The 20055-nt window shown below is 63.0% G+C and carries 21 protein-coding genes; 7 read left to right on the top strand and 14 right to left on the bottom strand.

Annotated features, from left to right (window positions below):
- Nucleotides 1-1023, top strand: coding sequence for a lipopolysaccharide heptosyltransferase I (gene waaC / locus C8C92_RS24740; protein ID WP_116745521.1), 1023 nt, complete (start codon nt 1-3; stop codon nt 1021-1023).
- Nucleotides 1024-1040: 17 nt separating this feature from the next.
- Nucleotides 1041-2315 carry a lipid IV(A) 3-deoxy-D-manno-octulosonic acid transferase gene (gene waaA / locus C8C92_RS24735; protein WP_099762186.1) on the top strand — a complete coding sequence of 425 codons (1275 nt, stop codon included), beginning with the start codon at nt 1041-1043 and terminating at the stop codon, nt 2313-2315.
- Between the two features lie 132 nt (nt 2316-2447).
- On the opposite strand, the gene C8C92_RS24730 is transcribed toward waaA, so the two are convergent.
- The 11 genes from C8C92_RS24730 to miaB form a co-directional block, all read right to left on the bottom strand.
- A complete protein-coding gene (locus tag C8C92_RS24730; protein WP_099762187.1) occupies nt 2448-3371 on the bottom strand; it encodes a SprT family zinc-dependent metalloprotease in 924 nt (307 codons plus the stop codon).
- A 44-nt stretch (nt 3372-3415) separates the two neighbouring features.
- Entirely contained in the window at nt 3416-4156 is a 741-nt protein-coding gene (locus C8C92_RS24725) for a lysophospholipid acyltransferase family protein (RefSeq protein WP_099762188.1), read from the bottom strand.
- A 16-nt stretch (nt 4157-4172) separates the two neighbouring features.
- Nucleotides 4173-4760, bottom strand: a complete 588-nt coding sequence (gene gmhB, locus C8C92_RS24720) for a D-glycero-beta-D-manno-heptose 1,7-bisphosphate 7-phosphatase (RefSeq protein ID WP_243420436.1) — start codon at nt 4758-4760, stop codon at nt 4173-4175.
- The gene (gene glyS / locus C8C92_RS24715) at nt 4760-6862 is read right to left on the bottom strand and encodes a glycine--tRNA ligase subunit beta (RefSeq protein WP_116745520.1); all 2103 of its coding nucleotides are present in this window, start codon (nt 6860-6862) and stop codon (nt 4760-4762) included. The genes gmhB and glyS overlap by 1 nt, the downstream gene beginning before the upstream one ends.
- Nucleotides 6863-6901: 39 nt before the next feature.
- Nucleotides 6902-7819: a glycine--tRNA ligase subunit alpha gene (gene glyQ / locus C8C92_RS24710; protein ID WP_099762190.1), complete on the bottom strand. Its 918-nt coding sequence runs from the start codon at nt 7817-7819 to the stop codon at nt 6902-6904.
- A 146-nt stretch (nt 7820-7965) separates the two neighbouring features.
- On the bottom strand, nt 7966-9492 hold the full coding sequence (gene lnt / locus C8C92_RS24705) for an apolipoprotein N-acyltransferase (RefSeq protein WP_116746114.1): 1527 nt from the start codon (nt 9490-9492) through the stop codon (nt 7966-7968).
- Nucleotides 9493-9571: 79 nt separating this feature from the next.
- On the bottom strand, nt 9572-10450 hold the full coding sequence (locus C8C92_RS24700) for a transporter associated domain-containing protein (RefSeq protein ID WP_071075558.1): 879 nt from the start codon (nt 10448-10450) through the stop codon (nt 9572-9574).
- A 117-nt stretch (nt 10451-10567) separates the two neighbouring features.
- On the bottom strand, nt 10568-10987 hold the full coding sequence (locus tag C8C92_RS24695; protein ID WP_116745519.1) for a DUF4259 domain-containing protein: 420 nt from the start codon (nt 10985-10987) through the stop codon (nt 10568-10570).
- Nucleotides 10988-11158: 171 nt separating this feature from the next.
- Nucleotides 11159-11629, bottom strand: a complete 471-nt coding sequence (ybeY, locus tag C8C92_RS24690) for an rRNA maturation RNase YbeY (protein WP_116745518.1) — start codon at nt 11627-11629, stop codon at nt 11159-11161.
- On the bottom strand, nt 11613-12677 hold the full coding sequence (locus tag C8C92_RS24685) for a PhoH family protein (RefSeq protein WP_096237787.1): 1065 nt from the start codon (nt 12675-12677) through the stop codon (nt 11613-11615). Before C8C92_RS24685 ends, ybeY begins: the two co-directional genes overlap by 17 nt.
- On the bottom strand, nt 12674-14041 hold the full coding sequence (miaB, locus tag C8C92_RS24680; protein WP_116745517.1) for a tRNA (N6-isopentenyl adenosine(37)-C2)-methylthiotransferase MiaB: 1368 nt from the start codon (nt 14039-14041) through the stop codon (nt 12674-12676). Before miaB ends, C8C92_RS24685 begins: the two co-directional genes overlap by 4 nt.
- 664 nt (nt 14042-14705) lie before the next feature.
- Between miaB and C8C92_RS24675 the strand changes: the two genes are divergently transcribed.
- Nucleotides 14706-15032, top strand: a complete 327-nt coding sequence (locus C8C92_RS24675; protein ID WP_034746769.1) for a hypothetical protein — start codon at nt 14706-14708, stop codon at nt 15030-15032.
- A 141-nt stretch (nt 15033-15173) separates the two neighbouring features.
- On the opposite strand, the gene C8C92_RS24670 is transcribed toward C8C92_RS24675, so the two are convergent.
- On the bottom strand, nt 15174-16019 hold the full coding sequence (locus C8C92_RS24670) for an HDOD domain-containing protein (RefSeq protein ID WP_116745516.1): 846 nt from the start codon (nt 16017-16019) through the stop codon (nt 15174-15176).
- Complete coding sequence (locus C8C92_RS24665) at nt 16016-16354, bottom strand: hypothetical protein (RefSeq protein WP_243420349.1); 339 nt, start codon at nt 16352-16354, stop codon at nt 16016-16018. Before C8C92_RS24665 ends, C8C92_RS24670 begins: the two co-directional genes overlap by 4 nt.
- Before the next feature lie 207 nt (nt 16355-16561).
- Here C8C92_RS24665 and C8C92_RS24660 point away from each other — a divergent pair, with 207 nt between their 5' ends.
- From C8C92_RS24660 to C8C92_RS24650, 3 genes are read left to right on the top strand one after another with little or no spacing between them, the layout of a single operon-like run.
- Complete coding sequence (locus C8C92_RS24660) at nt 16562-18127, top strand: HAMP domain-containing sensor histidine kinase (protein ID WP_099762195.1); 1566 nt, start codon at nt 16562-16564, stop codon at nt 18125-18127.
- 15 nt (nt 18128-18142) lie between these two features.
- Entirely contained in the window at nt 18143-18724 is a 582-nt protein-coding gene (locus C8C92_RS24655; protein ID WP_099762196.1) for a DUF1697 domain-containing protein, read from the top strand.
- 19 nt (nt 18725-18743) lie between these two features.
- Nucleotides 18744-18923, top strand: a complete 180-nt coding sequence (locus C8C92_RS24650; RefSeq protein ID WP_099762197.1) for a hypothetical protein — start codon at nt 18744-18746, stop codon at nt 18921-18923.
- Between the two features lie 59 nt (nt 18924-18982).
- On the opposite strand, the gene C8C92_RS24645 is transcribed toward C8C92_RS24650, so the two are convergent.
- Nucleotides 18983-19366 carry a hypothetical protein gene (locus tag C8C92_RS24645; RefSeq protein ID WP_116745514.1) on the bottom strand — a complete coding sequence of 128 codons (384 nt, stop codon included), beginning with the start codon at nt 19364-19366 and terminating at the stop codon, nt 18983-18985.
- A 331-nt stretch (nt 19367-19697) separates the two neighbouring features.
- On the opposite strand from C8C92_RS24645, the gene C8C92_RS24640 reads away from it, so the two are divergent.
- Nucleotides 19698-20051 carry a metalloregulator ArsR/SmtB family transcription factor gene (locus C8C92_RS24640; RefSeq protein WP_116745513.1) on the top strand — a complete coding sequence of 118 codons (354 nt, stop codon included), beginning with the start codon at nt 19698-19700 and terminating at the stop codon, nt 20049-20051.
- Nucleotides 20052-20055: the final 4 nt, after the last annotated feature.

The raw sequence follows: 20055 nt of genomic DNA, 5'->3' as shown, positions 1-20055 counted from the left end.
ATGGCCGGTCAATCTGGCGCACAGGCGCCCTTGAAAATCCTGCTGGTGAGGGTATCTTCGCTGGGTGACGTGCTGCATAACCTGCCGATGGTGGCGGACATCGCCCGCCATTATCCGCATGCGACCATCGACTGGGTGGTCGAGGAAGGCTACACCAGCCTGGTGCGCCTGAACCCGCGCGTGGGTACCATCTTCCCGTTCGCGCTGCGGCGCTGGCGCAAGGGCCTGGGCAAGAAGGAGACGCGGGCGGAAATCGCCGCCTTCTTCCGCAGCCTGCGCCAGACGCGCTACGATTATGTGTTCGATACCCAGGGCTTGCTCAAGACGGGCGTCATCATGGGCGCCGCGCGCCTGGCGCCGGGCGGGCAGAAGGTCGGCCTGGCGAATGGCAGCGAAGGCTCGGGCTACGAAGGTATCTCGCGCATCTTTCACACGAAAAGCATTCCGCTCGATCCACGCACGCATGCGGTAGCGCGCGGCCGCCTGGTGGCCGCCGCGGCACTCGGCTACACGCTCGACACGCCGGCCGATTTCGGCTTGCCGGAAGTGTCAGCCAGCGAGCCGCGCCCGGACTGGATGGGTGCGGCGCCATACTGCGTGTATTTCCACGGCACCGCGCGTGACGCCAAGAAATGGGCGCCGGAGCACTGGATCGCCCTGGGCCAGGCGCTCGCGCCCATGCCGATTTTGCTGCCCTGGGGTTCGCCCAAGGAAAAGGCCGAAGCAGAAGTGCTGGCGGCCAGCCTGCCACATGCGCGCGTGCTGCCGAAGCTGTCGATGGGCGATGCCACGCTGCTGGCGCGCCACGCGGCCCTGGTGGTCGGCGTCGACACGGGCCTGACGCATATCGCTGCCGCCTTTGTGCGTCCCACGGTGGAAATCTATGCTGATTCGCCGCTGTGGAAAACGGAAGGCAACTGGTCGCCGAAAATCATCAACCTGGGCGACAAGGGTTCGCCGCCCGGCGTGCCGGAAGTGCTGGCCGCGGCACAGCGCCTGCTGGCCGACTATCCTCCCGCCTGACTTCAACGTTACCTATCATGCGACTTCTTTATACCCTTGCCTGGTGGCTGGCCTTGCCCCTGGTGCTGGCGCGGCTGTGGCTGCGCGGACGCCAGGAACCCGGCTACCGGCAGCACTGGGGCGAGCGCCTGGGCTTTTACCCTCGCCAGCTGGCACCTGCACCAGCCACGCTCTGGCTGCACGCCGTCTCCGTCGGCGAGACGCGCGCGGCCGAGCCGCTGATCGATGCGCTGCTGGCCGCATGGCCCGCGTGCCGCATCGTCCTCACGCATATGACGCCTACAGGGCGCGCGACCGGTAAAACCTTGTTTGCCAAACATGGTGCGCGCCTCGTGCAAAGCTATCTGCCGTACGACACGGGCGCCATGCCGGCCCGTTTCATCCGTCACTTTGCGCCGCGCATCTGCATCCTGATGGAGACGGAAGTGTGGCCGAACCTGATCCATCAATGCAATCGCTACAAAGTGCCGGTGGTGCTGGCCAACGCGCGCTTGTCGCAGCGTTCGCTGGGCAAGGCGCAGCGCCTGGGCAAACTCATTGCGGACGCGGCGCGCGGCATCACCCTGGTGGCGGCGCAGACGCAGGACGATGCCGAGCGCGTGCGCGTGCTGGGCGTGCAGAACGTGGTTGTCACGGGCAGCATCAAGTTCGATGTCGTCGTGCCCGCGGCGGCCCTGACGACGGGGGCGGCGCTGCGCGCCGCCATCGGTGCGCGTCCCGTGCTGCTGTGCGCCAGCACGCGCGAAGGCGAAGAGCCATTGATTCTCGATGCCTTTGCCCGCGCCAGCTTGCCCGATGGTGTTCTGCTGCTGATCGTGCCACGCCATCCGCAGCGCTTCGACGAGGTGGAAAAACTGATCGCGGCGCAGGGCCTGGCCGTGCAGCGCAGGTCCGGCCTGGCGCAGGACGATTTTGTGGCGGCGGACACGCAGGTGCTGCTGGGCGACTCGATGGGCGAGATGTTTGCGTACTACGCGGCCTGCGATTGCGCCTTTGTCGGCGGCAGCTTGCTGCCACTGGGCGGGCAAAACCTGATCGAGCCGGCGGCCCTGGGCAAGCCCGTGCTGATCGGCCCGCACACCTTCAATTTCGCGCTGGTGACCGAACAGGCGATCACCGCCGGCGGCGCCGCGCGGGTGGCGGACGCCGATGCGCTGATGGCGCAAGCGTCAGTCCTGCTGCAAGACCCCGCGCAGCTGGCATCGATGGGACAAAAGGCGCTGGCCTTCGCGGCCCAGCACCGGGGTGCCACGCCGAGGACCATTGCGGCCATCCAACCGCTGCTGCCGTGATGGATGCACGGCCAACAATGGCGTCGGATTACGGCCTGCGGCCTAATCCGACCTACGCGACCTACTACCGTGATCAAGGTAGGTCGGATTAGCGCTTGCGCGTAATCCGACAGGCGCCGCCAACAATGTTGTTTACGCGAACAGAACGGGCAGCTCCTGCGAACGTTTTCTCAGCGCCTGCTTGGCCCCATCATAATCGGGATAAATCGATTCCACGGTGGCCCAGAAGCGGGGGCTGTGGTTCATTTCCAGCAGGTGCGACAGTTCATGCGCCACCACGTAGTCGATCAGCGGCAGGGCGAAGTGGATCAAACGCCAGTTCAGGCGGATCTTGCGCTCGATGGTGCAGCTGCCCCAGCGCGTGCCGGCCGAGGATAGCGATAATGAATCGTAGCGCACACCCAGCTTGTCCGCATACAGGTCCAGGCGCGCTTCGAACAGCTGGCGCGCTTCATGCTGGAACCAACCCTTCACTTTTTCCTTCAACTGCTGTTCGCTGCCCGTGGGCGTGACCCATACGTGCAATTCATTCGTCTCGCGCTGGAAGCTGGCGCGGTGGCGCGGCGCCTGGTGCAATCGCAAGGTGATTTCGCCACCGAGGTAGGGCAGCGCGGCGCCATCGACCCATGCCACGGGCGGGCGCTGCTGGCGCTGCACCTTGCGCTCGCCCCGTTCCAGCAGCTTCGAGACGATCCAGCCCTGCTTGGCGCGGATGGCATTGTCGATCTCGGCCAGGGTGACGCGCTTGGGCGCGGTCACGCGCAAGCCGTTATCGTCGATCATGAAGCCGATGGAACGGCGCGTGGAGCGGCGCAGGGCGAATTCGACCAGGTGGCTGCCCAGTTGCAGCTGGCGCAGCGGAGGGCCATCGGCAGGGCGTGGCGGGGAAGGCAGGGGCGACGGGGCGGGGCGAACGATGGGAGGCGCGGGTGCCACTAGCGGTGGTGCCACGGGCGGCGCTGGCGGTGCCGTGGGGCGCACCGCCGGGGGCGTGCTGGTCGAGACGTCATGCGCGAACAGATCCAGTTGCTGGTCGCCGACCTTGATGGTCTTCATCTGCTGGCGCAGGGTCGGCTCCTGGATGACCGCGCTGATGCCGTCTAGCCAGCGTTGTAGGCGTGAGGCGAAATGACGCGCATTTCTGATTCTATCCAATTTTCCACCTGTTGCATCATGCTGTCCGGGGTGTGCCCTTCCGGCGAAATCGGTTTGCCTATCGAGACGGTGATCAGTCCCGGGCGTTTGAGGAATGACTGCTTGGGCCAGCATTCGCCTGAGTTATGCGCAATGGGCACCACCACGGCGCCCGTGGCAATGGCCAGGCGCGTGCCACCGCTCTTGTACTTGCCCGCCTGGCCCACGGGGATGCGGGTGCCTTCGGGGAACATGATAATCCATTGGCCGTCGGCCAGGCGGCGTTTGCCATGCGCGACCACGCTCTTGAACGCATGCTTGCCCTGTTTGCGGTCGATGGGAATCATGCGCAGCAGCGCCATGGCCCAGCCAAAGAACGGGATGTACAGGATCTCCTTCTTGAACACATACACCAGCGGACGGGGAAGGCTGGGCAGCAGGAAGATGGTTTCCCAGGCCGACTGGTGCTTTGACAGCACGATGGCCGGCGCATCCGGGAAGTTCTCGGCGCCCTTGACTTCATAGCGGATGCCGCAAATGACCTTGGCGCACCACAGGATAAACACGTTCCAGCGCGAGGTGACCCAATAGCGCTTGTTGTAGCTCAATGGCGCGGCAAAAAAGCACACGCAGGCCCAGACGATGGTGGCCACGATCATGATGGTCATGAACAGCAGGGATCGCAGGAACAGGGAAGTATTACGCAATGCGGTTCTCCGAAAATTAGATACTGAATGCCACAGTGGGCGCAGATGCTGCTGGCGCCTTGAGCAGGTGGCTGACCACGGCAGCCAGGTCGGGGAAGACCTGGGTACCGGGCGGCAGGCCACCCGTTTCATTGGTTTTTTCGCCCTTGCCCGTCAAGACCAGGTAGGGCACGCAGCCGCTGATGAAACCTGCCTGCAGGTCGCGCAGCGAATCACCAACGGTGGGCACGCCTTTCAGGCTCGTGTTGTAGCGCTTCGAGATTTCATGGAACATGCCCGGTTTCGGCTTGCGGCAGTCGCAATTGTCCGCGCCCGCGTGCGGGCAAAAGAAGATGGCGTCGATATCGGCGCCCACCTGCTGCGCCAGGGTGTGCATCTTCTGGTGGATCGCGTTCAGCACCGTCATGTCGAAGTACTCGCGCGCGATGCCCGACTGGTTCGAGGCGACGACGACGCGATAGCCGGCCTGGTTCAGGCGGGCGATCGCTTCGAGCGAACCGGGAATCGGCAGCCATTCGGCCGGCGACTTGATGAAGTCCGGCGAGTCATGATTAATGACGCCGTCGCGGTCGAGAATAATCAGTTTCAGCGCCGGCATGCCCATCATGCCGCCAGCTTGGAAATGTCGGCCACGCGGTTCATCATGCCGTGCAGCGACGACAGCAAGGCCAGGCGGTTGTTGCGCAGGGCGACATCTTCGGCCATCACCATCACGTCGTTGAAGAAACCGTCGACGTCGTCGCGCAGCTGCGCCAGTGTTTGCAGGGTGCTGGTGAAGTCGCCCTTGGCGAAGGCCGCGTCGACTTCCGGCTGCACGCGCGAGACGGCGGCGGCGAGTTTTTTCTCCGCGTCGTCTTGCAGCAGGGCCACGTTGACGCCACTGTCGGCGACCAGCTTGAGCGCTTCCTCGTTCTTTTTCAGGATGTTGGTGATGCGCTTGTTGGCGGCGGCCAGCGAAGCGCTTTCCGGCAGGGCGGCGAACGCCTGCACGGCTTCCAGGCGCTGCACGATGTCGTCCAGGCGATCCGGGTTTTGCGCCACGACGGCTTCGATTTCATTCGGCGAGAAACCGCGTTCGCGCAAGATGCCGCGCAGGCGCTCGAGCATGAAGGTGGTCACATCCGCGACCGGGTCCTTGAAGCCGGGCACGGCTGCGAACTGCGCGGCGGCGTCCGCCAGCAAGCCATGGATCGACAATGGCAAACGCTTTTCCAGCAGCATGCGCAGCACGCCCAGCGCATGGCGGCGCAGCGCGAACGGGTCCTTGTCGCCCGTGGGCGCCAGGCCGATAGCCCAGATGCCGACCAGGGTTTCGAGCTTGTCGGCCAGGGCCACGGCGGTGCCGGTGGCGGTCGATGGCAGGCTGTCGCCGGCAAAGCGCGGCTGGTAGTGTTCGGAGGCGGCCAGCGCCACTTCTTCCGGCTCGCCGTCATGGCGCGCGTAATACGTGCCCATGATGCCTTGCAGTTCGGGGAATTCACCCACCATGTCGGTCAGCAGATCGGCCTTGGCCAGCAGGGCACCCCGTTCGGCCAGGGCCACGTCGTAGTCCAATTTGGCGGCGATGGCGCCGGCCAGCGACTTGACGCGCTCTGTGCGGGCAGCTTGGGTGCCCAGCTTGTTGTGGTAGACCACGTTGGCCAGCAGCGGCAAACGCGATGCCAGCGTCTTCTTCTTGTCTTGCTCGAAGAAGAACTTGGCGTCGGACAGGCGCGGGCGCACGACGCGCTCGTTGCCGCCGATGATGTGTTCTGGCGTGCTGGTTTCGATGTTGGAGACGATTAGGAAGCGCGAGCGCAGCTTGCCTTCGCTATCCGTCAGGGCGAAATACTTCTGGTTCGTCTGCATGGTGAGGATCAGGCATTCCTGCGGCACGGCCAGGAATTCTTCCTCGAAGTGGCACTCATACACGACCGGCCATTCGACCAGGGCCGTCACTTCATCGAGCAGCGCTTCGGGCATCAGCACCTGGTCGGCACCGGCCTTGTCCAGCAACTGGGCGCGGATGCGCTCCTTGCGTTCCTCGTTGCTGGCGATGACGCTGGCGTTGAGGATCAGCGAGGCCGCATAGTTTTCCGCGTGCGCGATGGTGATCGGTTCGCCATCGGTGAGGAAGCGGTGGCCCAGGGTGCTGCGGCCGGCCGTGAGGCCCAGCAGGGTCAGGGGCAGCACGTTGATGCCATGCAGGGCGAGCAGGCTGTGGGCCGGGCGCACGAATTGCACGGTGGTGCCGTCCGGGCGCTGATAGCTCATCAGTTTTGGAATCGGCAGCTTGGCGCAAGACTCCGTCAATGCCGCCTGCGCGCCGGTGGCGAGCTGGCTGCCCGGCGCCGTGTAGGTGTAGAAGAAGCTTTCAGCCTTGCCGTCGACGGCGCGTTCCAGGTCCGCTACCGTCAGGTCGGGGAAGCCCAGCGCGGCCAGTTTCTTGGCCAGCGGCGGCGTGCCGTTGCCGTTCGCGTCCAGCGCCACGGAGACGGGCAAGACTTTTTCGCGGATGGATTTATCGGGCGAGACTTCGCGCACATTGGTGATGGAGACGGCCAGGCGGCGCGGCGAGGCGTAGCTGGTGGCGACGCTGTCGGCTTCCAGGAAGTCGCGCGCTTTGAGGCCATTGACGATGCCGGCGGTGAAGGCGGCGCCCAGTTTGGCCAGCGCTTTCGGCGGCAGTTCTTCGGTCAGCAGTTCGATGAGCAGTGTTTGGTTCATGGTGTTCTTGTCTGGTACGGCGGTGTATGAGCTAGGCGATCAAGCGGCGGCGGGTTGGTCTGCGGCGGGCAGCATCGGGAAACCGAGGCGCTCGCGCGAGTCGTAATACGCTTGCGCCACCAGGCGCGACAGGGTGCGCACGCGGCCGATATAGGCGGCGCGTTCCGTCACCGAAATGGCGCCACGCGCGTCGAGCATATTGAAGCTGTGCGAAGCCTTCATGATCTTCTCGTAGGCGGGCAGGGTCAGTTGCAGCTCGATCAGGCGCTTCGCTTCCGCTTCGTAGTTGCCGAACTGTTCGAACAGCAGGTCCGTATTCGCGTGCTCGAAGTTGTAGGTCGATTGCTCCACCTCGTTCTGGTGGAAGACGTCGCCGTAAGTCAGTTTTTTCGTGACACCGTTTTCTTCCCACTCGGTCCACACCAGGTCGTACACGTTTTCCACGCCCTGCAGATACATGGCCAGGCGTTCGATGCCGTAGGTGATTTCGCCCAGCACAGGCTTGCAATCGAGGCCGCCCACTTGCTGGAAGTAGGTAAATTGGGTCACTTCCATGCCGTTCAGCCAGACTTCCCAGCCCAGGCCCCAGGCGCCCAGGGTCGGGCTTTCCCAGTCGTCTTCGACGAAGCGCACGTCATTCTGCTGCAAGTCCAGGCCCAGGGCGGCCAGCGAACCCAGATACAGGTCGAGGATGTTTTCCGGCGCGGGCTTCAAGACCACCTGGTACTGGTAGTAGTGCTGCATGCGGTTCGGATTTTCGCCATAGCGGCCATCCTTAGGACGGCGCGACGGCTGCACATACGCGGCGCGCCAGGGTTCCGGGCCGATCGCGCGCAGGAAGGTGCCGGTGTGGAAAGTGCCGGCGCCGACTTCCATGTCGTAAGGCTGGAGCAGGGCGCAACCTTGCTTGTCCCAATAGGTTTGCAAGGTCAGGATAATTTGTTGAAATGTGAGCATCGTATGAGTTCGCCGCGCGCGAGGCTGCGCTTTGTTAAGGTTTGCTTGAAGCCCGCACGCTGCTAACAAGCGCGTTCGGGCCGGGATTTTGCTAATTTTAGCGGTTTTTACGGGCCCACTGTGACTCTTCGGGCAATATCGGCCGCTTATTGCTGCGTGGCGCGGCCACGGCGCGCGGCGCGCGACAGCAGGAATGCCGTCAGCAAGGCCAGCGCGGCCAGGGCCAGCACCAGTTTATTGCCATACAGAATGTATGGCGTCATGCCGCCCATGCCTTGCACCTTGGCCGCCAGGGTGGCTTGCTGTTCCGGCGGCAGCAGGCTTTGCACCACGCCCTTGCCGTCGATGACGGCGGTGGCGCCCGTATTCGTCGAGCGCAGCATCGGGCGGCCCGTTTCCAGGCTGCGCATCTGCGAAATCTGCAGATGCTGGGGGATGGCGATCGAGTCGCCAAACCAGGCCAGGTTCGAGATATTCAACAGCACCGAGGCCGACTGCTTGCCGTTGCGGTGGGCGCTGGCCAGCTGTCCCGCGATTTCTTCGCCAAACAGGTCTTCGTAGCAGATATTGGGCAGCACAAGCTGGTCGCGCACGGGCAAAGGCGCTTGCACTTCCGCGCCGCGGCCCATGTCGCCCAGCGGGATGGCCATCATGGCGACAAACCAGTGCAGGCCGGGCGGCACGAATTCGCCGAACGGCACCAGATGGTGCTTGCGGTACTGGTAGTACGGTCCCGGCGTGCCGGTGGGCGTGATCCCCACAGCCGCATTGTAGAAGCGCTGCTGTTCGTCGAGCACGGGCATGCCGAGCAAAATCGTGCTGCCCGTCTGCTGCGAATACGTCGCCAGGCTATCCAGATAGCCGGGCGGCAGCTGGTGCGGCAGCACCGTGACGGCCGTTTCCGGCGTGGCGATCAGGTCGGCCGGCGCGCTGGTGATGGCATTCTGGTACATCTGCAGGGCGCCCAGCACGAAGCCGGGGTCGAATTTCTGCTGTTGCGGCACATTGCCCTGCAACAGGCGCACCGTGATCGCGCGTCCGACCGGATGGGTCCAGTTCACGTATTGCAAGCCAACGCCGGCCGCGTACAGAGCGATGACGCCGCCCAGCGCGCTCCAGCGCGTGCGGCGCAGGGGATGGACTAGCAGCAGCAGGGCGCCGGCCGACAGCGCCGCCAGCCAGCCCAGACCGTACGATCCGACGATAGCGGCAAAGCCGCCCAGCGGGCTGGCATTGTGGGCGTAGCCCGTGGCCAGCCACGGGAAACCCGTAAACAGCCAGCCGCGCGTCCATTCGAACAAGGTCCAGGTGGCGGGCAATACCAGCAAGGTCATGGCGGGCAGCGAGAGCACCCAGCGCTGGCGCAGCCAGGCGGCCGCGCCCATGGCCAGGGCCACGTAAATGGCCATCAAGAGGGCCAGTAGGGCCACGGCGATGGCGGCGATCGGTGCGGCCATGTCGCCATAGCGGTGCATCGAGATATACAGCCAGTGCGTGCCGGCCGCGCACCAGCCGAAGCCATAGGCCCAGCCGATCAGCGCGCCGGCCTTGACGTTCGATGCGCGCAGCACCTGGTAGAACAGCACGCCCAGGCTGAGGATTTGCAATGGCCAGTAGCCGAACGGGGCGAACGCCAGCACCGCGACGGCGCCGGCGATGGCGGCAGTCAGCATGCGCGCCCACGTGCTGCGGGGCGGTTTGGCGGGGGCGTTGGGGTCAGCGCGTCTGAAACGCATTTACAGCACGCGCATGTCAGAGTTCCAGTTCCGGCACGTTGGGCAGGCGCTCGACGAGCAGCACGTGCACCTGGCGCGCATCGGCGCGCAGCACCTCGAAGCGCAGATTGCCCAGGTCGAAGATGTCGCCCTTGTGCGCCATGCGGCCCAGGTACTTCGAGACCAGGCCGCCGATGGTGTCGACGTCGTCGTCCACCAGGTGGCTGCCCACTTCTTCGTTGAACTGTTCGATCTCGGTCAGTGCCTTGACGCGCCAGCGGGGGCCGAACTGGCCTTCCTTGAGCGAGAGGATGTTGTCCTCGGCTTCGTCGAAGTCGTATTCGTCCTCGATGTCGCCGACGATCTGTTCCAGCACGTCTTCGATGGTGATCAGGCCGGCGACGCCGCTGTATTCATCGACGACGATGGCCATGTGATTGTGGTTGGCGCGGAAATCGCGCAGCAGCACATTCAGGCGTTTCGATTCGGGGATGAAGATGGCGGGGCGCAGCATGTCGCGCACGTCGAAAGTCTCTTCTGCGTAATAACGCAGCAAGTCTTTCGCCAGCAGGATGCCGATGACCTTGTCGCGCTCGCCTTCGATCGCGGGGAAGCGCGAGTGGGCGGTGGACAGGACTTCCGGCATCCATTCCTCGATCGGCTTGCTGATGTCGATGACATCCATTTGCGAACGGGGAATCATGATGTCGCGCGCACAGAGATCCGATACCTGAAACACGCCTTCGATCATCGACAGGGCGTCGGCGTCGATCAGCTTGCGTTCATGCGCATCGTGTAGAACATCGAGCAATTCTGCACGGTTCTCTGGCTCGGGGGAGATGAGTGCGGTCAGGCGTTCAAACAGTGACCGGTGGGGCTTGACGTCAGTTCTGACGCCACTAGGGTGCTCGGGCATAGGAGGCGTGAGCCGTTGTTGCGAAGGGATATAGGATACACCAAAAGTGGGGGAATACCGGATTTCCCCGCTTTTGATGCAAATTTAATACGTTGAAGTGCGCCGTTGCCCGATGTTTCAGGCGTCCTGGCCCAGCACACGGGCGCGCAGGGCCGCCACGTCCGCCTGCCAGTCCGTAAAATGCTCGCTGTCCTGCCACAGCTGGCGCAGTTCCGACGACTCGGCCATGATGCGCTCGAACGCCAGGCGTGCTTTTTCCAGCAGCGGCGGCGTGACTTTCTTCTTGCAGGCGGCCACCCATTCGTCCACTTCCGCCGTGGCCGGGTCGTTTTCTCCCGGCTTGCCTTGCAGGCGCGCGATCACTTCCAGCGCGGCCAGCGCTTCGGCGGCGAACGGCGCTTCGAGTTCCGCCTCCTGGCTGTCGATGACGTTGTCGAGCGTCGTCTCGACCAGTTCCAGGGTTTTGTATTCGTGCAGATCCTGCGCCCAATCCATGGCGTAGTCGTTGCCGAAGGCGTCGGTGGCCCAAGTGCCCATAGTGTGTCCTTGTTGCGTGTGTGGTTGATGGCGCTATTGTGGCTGTCGGGTTACGGCGTATCGCCTAACCCGACCTACGACTCCGGTGACGTTGTTGGATGTTGTCGGGTTACGCCCTGCGGGCTAACCCGACCTACCCCGACCTACCGGATCGGCCCAGGCTTGCGCGGCTTATTTCTGGTCGGTGTAGGGATCGGCTATCCCCAGCTTGGCCAGGATCTCCGTTTCCAGGCCCTCCATCTCGGCCGCTTCCTCGTCATCCATGTGGTCGTAGCCCTGCGCATGCAGCACGCCGTGCACGATCAGATGGGCCGTGTGCTCTTCCACGCTTTTCTTTTGCTCCGCCGCTTCCTTTTCCAGCACGTCCGTGCACAGGATGATGTCGGCGCGCGTCGGCTCGTCGTCGCTTAACTCTTCGCCTTCGTTGTAGGCAAACGTCAGCACATTGGTGGCGTAATCTTTTTCGCGGTAGTCGCGGTTCAAGGTACGGCCTTCTTCCGCGTCGACGAAGCGGATGGTCAATTCGGCGGGCGCGAACAGGGCCGCTTTGACCCAGCGGCGCACTTTGGGCCGCGTGATCAGGGTTTCCAGGCGGGCGTCCGGGTATTGCACGGACAAGGACAGTTTATTTTTTTCGGACATTTTTGGCGGCAGCTGGTGTCAATAAAGGAAGTAACTGGGCGGCGCTGGCGCCGGCCGCTTGCGCCGTTTCATACGCATCGACGATGCGCGCGACGAGCGGGTGGCGCACCACGTCGCTGCTGTTAAATTGTGTGAAGCCGATGCCGCGCACGTCTTTCAGTACGTGCACGGCGTCGATCAGGCCGCTTGTCTGGCTCTTGTGCAGGTCGACTTGCGTCACGTCGCCCGTCACCACGGCCTTGCTGCCAAAGCCGATGCGCGTCAAAAACATCTTCATCTGTTCGACGGTGGTGTTCTGCGCTTCATCGAGGATGACGAAGGCGTGGTTCAGGGTGCGTCCGCGCATGTAGGCCAGCGGGGCGATCTCGATCACCTGTTTTTCAAACAGCTTTTGTGTGCGGTCAAAACCCAGCAAATCGTACAGCGCGTCGTACAGGGGCCGCAGATACGGATCGACCTTTTGCGCCAGGTCGCCCGGCAAAAAGCCCAGGCGCTCGCCCGCTTCGACGGCGGGGCGCGTCAGGATGATGCGCTTGACGGCGTCGCGTTCGAGCGCGTCGACGGCGCAGGCGACGGCCAGATAGGTTTTGCCGGTGCCGGCCGGACCCACGCCGAAGCTGATGTCGTGTTCGAGGATGTCGCGCAGGTAGGCGATCTGGTGCGGCGTGCGCCCGCGCAGGTCGCTGCGCCGCGTTTTCAGCACGGGGCTGGCGATGTCCGGCTCGACGAAGGTGCTGGCAGGCGCGTTGACGTGGTGTTCCGAAGCGGCGGACAGTCCCGCGCGCTGCTCCACCAGGGCCAGCTGCACTTCTTCCAGCGGCACGACCTTGTTGGCGATGGCGTAGAACTGGTCGAGGATTTCCACGGCCCGTTCGGCATTGCTGCCGCCGACGATGAATTTCTCGCCGCGGCGGAAGATCGTCACGTCGAGGGCGGCGGAAATCTGGCGCAGGTTTTCATCGAGCGGCCCGCACAGGTGCGCCAGGCGCGTGTTGTCCAGCGGCTCGGGGATGAAGTAATGCGGCTGTATCGGGGCTTTGGTTTTCAACTGGCTCTTTTCAATGCGGAAGCGCCGGCGACGAGTTCGCCGCGCAGGGTGTAGGAGTGGCTTTCGGTAATGCGCACGTCGACCAGCTGGCCGATCAGTTGCAAGCCGTCCGGGCCGGCGTCGAAATTGACGACGCGGTTGTTTTCCGTGCGGCCTTGCAGTTCACTGTCATCGGTGTCCTTCTTCGAACGGCCTTCGACGAGGATGGTTTGCACGCTGCCCACCATGGCCAGGCTGTACTTGCGCGTGTTGGCGTCGATGGCCGCCTGCAGCTGCTGCAAACGGGCCAGCTTCACTTCATGCGGCGTATCGTCTGCCAGGCTGGCGGCCGGCGTACCGGGGCGCTTGCTGAAGATGAAGCTGTAGCTGTTGTCAAAGCCCACGTCGGCGATCAGTTTCATCATGGCGTCGAAGTCGGCCTGCGTCTCGCCGGGGAAGCCGACGATGAAGTCGGACGAAATGGCCATGTTCGGGCGCACGGCGCGGATGCGGCGGATGATGGACTTGTATTCGAGGCCCGTGTAGCCGCGTTTCATGGCCCCGAGGATCTTGTCGGAACCGTGCTGCGCCGGCAGGTACAGATGGTCGACCAGCTGCGGGATCTTCGCATAGGCATCGATCAGGCGCTGCGTGAATTCCTTCGGGTGGCTGGTGACGAAGCGCATGCGCGCGATGCCGGGAATGTCGGCCACGTATTCGAGCAGCAAGGCGAAGTCGGCAATGTCTCCGCCTTCCATCGCGCCACGGTAGGCGTTCACGTTCTGTCCCAGCAGGGTGATTTCCTTGACGCCCTGGGCGGCCAGGCCCGCCACTTCCGTCAGCACGTCTTCGAAGCGGCGCGACACTTCCTCGCCGCGCGTGTAGGGCACGACGCAATAGCTGCAATATTTGCTGCAGCCTTCCATGATGGAAACAAACGCCGACGCGCCGTCCACCTTGGCCGGCGGCATGTGGTCGAACTTTTCGATTTCCGGGAAGCTGATGTCGACCTGCGAAGCGCCGCTGGAGCGGCGCAACTCGATCATTTGCGGCAGGCGGTGCAGGGTTTGCGGGCCGAAGACCATGTCGACATACGGCGCGCGCTTGACGATGGCGTCGCCTTCCTGCGAGGCCACGCAGCCGCCCACGCCGATCAAGAGGTGCGGTTTGGCCAGTTTCAGCTCGCGCAGACGGCCCAGGTCGGAAAACACTTTTTCCTGTGCCTTTTCGCGCACGGAGCACGTGTTGAGCAGGATCACATCGGCATCTTCCGGCGTGTCGGTGCGCACCAGGCCGTCGGAAGCGCCCAGTACGTCGGCCATCTTGTCCGAGTCGTACTCGTTCATCTGGCAGCCGAAGGTTTTAATGAATACTTTTTTCTGCATGGAGTCGGATGCTTATCGGTAAATGTGGCGGCAAACAAGTGGGACAAATAAGTGTGGCGGCAAGTAAGCCGGGCAGGGAGCTTGCGCCGTGCGCCGCTCGGGGCGGGAGGCGCTGGATCACCGGCCGGGCGCCTCTGGCTGCCCGCTGGCAGGCTCGCTGCAAGTTCAGGCCATAGTTTAGCGTAAATCGCCGGGACGGGCCATGTTGTGCTGAGCATGCCGACAAGATTGCAGCGTGAATACGGCGCCCGGCACGGCGATGCCGTAAAGCATTTATTGCCGTGCGACACCATTGATTTGTAACAAGTTGCTGCAAAGCCTTGTGTGCGGCCGCTGGCATCCTAATGTGTTGAAATAGCATCGTTGGCAAGCCAACTAGCAGCTTGATTGATATTTAACAATCAGGAAGTTTGCGCGAGGCGCAGATGCCGCCTGTTTGGACTAGTATATTGCCTTATATGCAATTCATTTCAGTGGGTTGCAGTGCATTTACTCACGCGGCAAGCTGCGCACGTTGGCTGTGCGAGTCCTGTGCAGGCAGTGCGACAAGGAGGGAAGGCGGAGGGGAGGCTGAGTCCGATGGAAAGACGTTTATTTAAACACTCTAAGCCAGCCTTAAGTTCGTATCGGCATTCTTTGAACATTCACTAGACGAGGAAAAATCATGGCACATCATGCATTAGCATCGCAAGAGAGTTACAACCCGAATCACCTGCTGGATATTCTGCTGAGCAAGATGCAGCTGAAAAACGACGCAGCCCTGTCGCGCTTGCTCGAAGTGGCGCCACCCGTCATCAGCAAGATCCGCCATCACCGCTTGCCGGTCGGCGCCTCGCTGCTGATCCGCATGCACGAAGTGACGGGCATGAGCATCCGTGACCTGCGCGATTTGATGGGCGACCGCCGCACCAAATATCGTCTGTCCGACGCCCAGGGCCGTCCAAAAGCGGAAGACCGCGGCGATGCGCAAGAATCGAATTACGCGCACTGATGTGGCGGTTGCACGCTGACTGTGCCGCTTGCGTCACTGCTGGCGGCAACAGGCTGGTGTGGACCGGGCAGCATGGAGACACCGCAGTACCCATAACGGCTTTCGCTTCGCGGCGAGAGCCGTTGGCATGTGGCGCGGCGTTTAGCTCAGCAGTGCCGAGGTAATTTCGTCGTAGCGCAGCTCCGTTTCGCGGAACAGTTGCAGATACGTCTCTTCGCTCAGGCCCAGCGCATCCCAGGCCACCGACGAGACGCGCGGCACCATGTCGTCGCCCGCCTGCGCCAGGTCCAGCGCGCACACAATCGCATTGGCCACGTGGATCAGCGCTGCCAGGAAACCTGCGCCCGGCGTTTCCGGCTGCAGGTAGTTGGCCAGCGCCAGGCGCATGGTGTCGGAAAAATTCCAGTGTTCGGCCAGTGCCACGCCCGCCTGCACATGGTCCACGCCCAGCACGGCCCGCTCCGCTTCGAGCAGGCTGCAATCGTGCGCCGCCTGGTACACGATGACTTGCGCGTAGTGTGCGGGAAAGCTGCTGACCAGCACCAGGCGACCGATGTTATGCAGCAAGCCGGCCGTGAAGGCGTAATCCTGGTTGAAGCGGATCTGCCGCGCCAGCACCTTGGCGCAGCCGGCCGTCGCTACCGAATGGCGCCAGAAGGCCTTGTCGTCGAAGCCGGGGCAGCGCCCTTCCGGGAAGCAACCCGTGATGGCGGCCGAGGTGATCAGGCTGCGCGTGGTCTGGAAACCCAGGTAGGTGATCGCCTGCTGGATGGTGGTGGCCTTGACCTGCAAGCCATATTGCGAGGAGTTGGCCAGGCGCAGGGTTTTCGCCGTCAGCGCCTGGTCGTAGGAGACTTTTTTCGCCAGCACGGAAATATCGACGTCTTCCTGGTCTATGCTGTTGAGCAGCTCCATGACGACGGCAGGCAAGGAAGGCAGGTCATCGAGGTGGGCGACGATATCGTCGAGCGTCAGCTGGGTGCTCATGCTGGCTCTCCCGTGCCCAGGCGGTATTGCGTGACATAGTTGCGCAGCAAGGTCGTGGCGGTGTCCTCGGGATCGTCTGGATCATGCTTGCGGAACAGGTAGGCCAGCCGCGCTCTATCGGCCGCCTGCTGCGCGGCCACTTCCTCTGGCGAAGGGGGCGGCGCCTGGATCGGCAGCATGGCGATGCCGTGGCGCGGCATCAGGGACAGCATGTTTTCCGTCAGTACCGCGCCTTGCGGCAACAGCACTTGTCCATGCGCGTCGAGCAAGACATCCGACAAGACCATGCCAGGACGCACTTGTTCCAGGGGGAGATGTTGATGTATGACCGCCATGACGACTCCTTAGATGATTGCGGGATATTACCATTGCCATGACGCAATGTCTCAACCTGTATCAACGCCCCTGTCGAAAACGGAGGCGCTGTAAATCTTGCCAATCAGCATGTCATACCGTACATTTGATACAGGCAGTTGCATTGCTGACGTATCTGCGCCCGCGCCGCGGGCCGGCGGCTGGCCTGGCCCGGGGAGTGTTGATCGATGGTGAGTATCCAAGTCCGGCTGACCCTGCTTTTTGTCGTGATCGTCACCCTGGTGCTGGGCATTTCTGGCAGCTATACCCAATATACACTGAGCCAGGAACTTGAATCGGGCAGCGCGCGCCTGCGCAGCGGCGTGCTCACGCGCTTGCAGACCAGCTTGCCTTCGGCCCTGTGGGATCTCGACAAATCCAAAGTCGACAGCATTGTCGCGGCCGAAATGCTGCCGCCGGAGCTGGTCGGCATCCGCGTCTACGACGCTTCCGTGGGCCTGTTCGCCGGTGAAGTGCGCGACGCGGCCGGCACCCTGGTACCTTTGACCTCCGACGTGGCCATGGGTGGCACGCCCGTCGAGGCGCCGCTGGTGTTCCGCGACGCCGTGGCCCTGGCCTCGGGCGGCAAGCCGGTGATCGTCGGCAAGGTCATCGTCAATTTCAGCCGCGCGCAGATCGATGCGGCCCTGCGCGGCGAAGTGTGGCGCAAGGTGCTGGAAGTATTGCTGCTTGACATCATCCTGGTGGGTGCCCTGGCGCTGAGCCTGCGCATCGTCTTCGATCCCTTGAAACAGTTGCGCGACGGCTTGATCGACCTGGCCACGCGCGGCAGCGACGAGGTCGAAGAATTGCCGGAAAACCGGCGCGACGAACTGGGCGACGTGATCCGCGGATTCAATGCCGTGCAGCGCAAGCTCAAGTCCATCATCGAGGGCAGCCGCGAGGCGGAAGACATGGCGCGTCGTTCGCAGCAGGAGACGGCGCAGGCGATGGACGAGCTGCGCCGCGCGCAGGAATCGTTGCTGCAGTCGGAGCGCCTGGCTTCGCTGGGCAGCCTGGTCGCCGGCGTGGCGCATGAAATCAATACGCCGGTCGGCATTGCGCTGACCAGTGCCTCGGTGCTGAAGGAAGCCACCGATCACATCAGCGCAGCGGTGGCCGGCGGCAGCGTGAAGAAAACCGATATCGTGCGCTACCTGGAAACGGCCGGCGAGAGCGCGCGGCTGATCATGAACAACGCGTATCGCGCCGCGCACCTGATCCACAGCTTCAAGCAGATCGCCGTCGACCAGGTCAGCGAGGCGCGCCGCTTGTTCGAATTGCGCGACTATATCGGGGAAGTGATCTCGAGCCTGCAGCCGACCCTGAAAAAGACGCGCATCCGCATCGAAATCGATTGCCCGCCTGACATCATGCTCGACAGCTATCCGGGTGCGCTGGCGCAGGTGCTGACCAACCTGGTCTTGAACTGTGTCGAGCATGCCTTCGATGCGGACACGGCCGGCAACATCCATATCGGCGTGCGCCGCGACGGCGAGTGGATCGCCATGCAGGTGCGCGATAACGGCCGCGGCATCGCGCCCGACATGCTTGACCGCGTGTTTGACCCGTTTGTCACCACGCGGCGGGGGCAGGGCGGCACGGGCCTGGGCTTGAATATCGTGTTCAACTTGATTGCCAAGCAGTTTGGCGGCACCATCACGGTCAGCAGCACGCTGGGACAGGGCGCAACATTCCTGCTGCGCCTGCCCACGGTGACGCCGTTGCCGGACAGCACCAGCAGCCCGGCATAGGCAAGGAGAACAGACATGGCACAGCCAGAAAACAGTCAGCAAGTGGCGCTTTTGCGCGGGATCAATGTGGGCCGCGCCAAGCGCGTGGCCATGGCCGACCTGCGCAAGCTGCTGGGCGACCTGGGTTTTGCGCAGGTACGCACAGTACTCAACAGCGGCAACGTCGTGTATGAGGGGGGCGCGGTGGCGCCGGCCGAGGCCGCTGCCCGCATCGAGGAAGCGCTGGTGCTGAAACTGGGCGTCGCGGCCCGGGTGACGGTGCTGTCGGCTGGCCAGTTTGCCGAACTGATCGAACAAAACACCCTGGCGCCGGCGGCCGATGCGGCCCGTCTGCTGACCTTGGTGCTGAACAATCCGGCCGACGTGCAGCGCCTGGCGCCGCTCTTGCAGCGGCCGTGGCAGCCGGAAGCGCTGGCGCTGGGGCAATGGGCAGCGTATGCCTGGTGTCCCGATGGCGTGCTGGCCAGCAAGGTGGTGGCGGCGCTGGGCGTGCTGCTGGGCGATGGCGTCACCTCGCGCAACTGGGCCACCATGCAAAAATTACATGCGCTGCTGAACGGGCCCGAGGCGGTAGCCACCTCAGCCAAGGAGCACTGATGCCGGCCATCGAGACGCCATGAACTGGGATATCGTCAAGGGCGTGCTGATCCTGCTGCTCGCCGTCAGCGCCCTGGGCACGGCCTTCGTGCTCATGTCCGCCTCGGGCCCTGACAAGGCGGGCTGCATCGCGCGCGCCCTGAAGTCGGGTATTCCGGTGGGCAATATCGAAAGGGTGTGCCGCTTGCTGGACAAGTAAAAAAATTCCGCGCAAGGCGGAATTTTTTTAATGCAAGGGCATCCGCCGCCGAAGTAAAGTCAGCCATCGAATTTTTCCTGTTTTTCACCGTGCATGCTCAAGGCCAGCAAACCCAGTCCCACCAACAACATCGAGACCATGCTCGCTTCGGGTACGGGCGGCGGCACGTTCGGCTGTTGTACGGCAGGCGTGGCGGCGGTGGTGGGGGGCGCCAGTGCGCTTTGGCGCGCACCGGCGTTGAGCCAGCGCGGGGTCGCATTGAGCGTCGAGTGCTGCGTCAGCAGGCGTGCATATGGCAAGTCTGGCGTTTTCCAGGTGGGATAGTCCGTCATGTTGTTGAAAGCGAGACTGTCGTCGCTCACGGCAGGCGCGCTGGCGGCCACATTGCCGGCATACGCCGACAGTGCCAGCACGGCCACGCATAGCGGCTGAAAGATCTTCATCGTTGACTCCCTGGTTCACCGTGCGGCGTGGCCGAAACCGGCCTGCGCCTGGACGGAAAATGCGCCTGTACGGGGGCGTATCACAATTTTTCTGATGAGGTCTTATTACAGCACAAGTCGTGGCAATTTTGCTACGAATATTTGCTTTAAATTACGAATATTTATCATTTTGATAGCATGATGGCTATCGCTGCCGCACACTTGGCATGAGCACGCTATCACTGAAAAATACTGTTGTTTTTTTGTACGAATCGCCAGCAGGAAAACAATATATTGATTAGTATATTGTTTATCGCATGATGATGAATATGACCGCCTGTGGGAGGGCAAGATGGAGACAGTTACAGCACAACACGCCGAGTACAACCTCGACGCCATGCGTGGCTCGGCCTATAAGGCCAGCTCGCTGCTCAAGGCCATGGGCAATGCCGACCGTTTGATGCTGCTGTGCCAGCTATCGCAGGGCGAACATTGCGTCAGCGACCTCGAACAAAAAGTGGGCATCGGCCAGCCGACCCTGTCGCAGCAACTGGGCGTGCTGCGCGAAGAGATGCTGGTGGCCACGCGGCGCGATGGCAAGCAGATTTATTATCGCGTCGCCAGCGCGCCCGTGCTGGCCGTGCTGCAAGTGCTGTACGCGCAGTTCTGTGCGCCGCGTCTGCCGTTCAACGACGAAGCGGACTGAGGCC

Origin of the sequence: Janthinobacterium sp. 78 (assembly GCF_003096775.1) — a bacterium.
Lineage (GTDB): Bacteria > Pseudomonadota > Gammaproteobacteria > Burkholderiales > Burkholderiaceae_D > Janthinobacterium > Janthinobacterium tructae.
The sequence above is the reverse complement of the archived record's forward strand: the minus strand, read 5'-3'. Positions and strand labels throughout refer to the sequence as shown.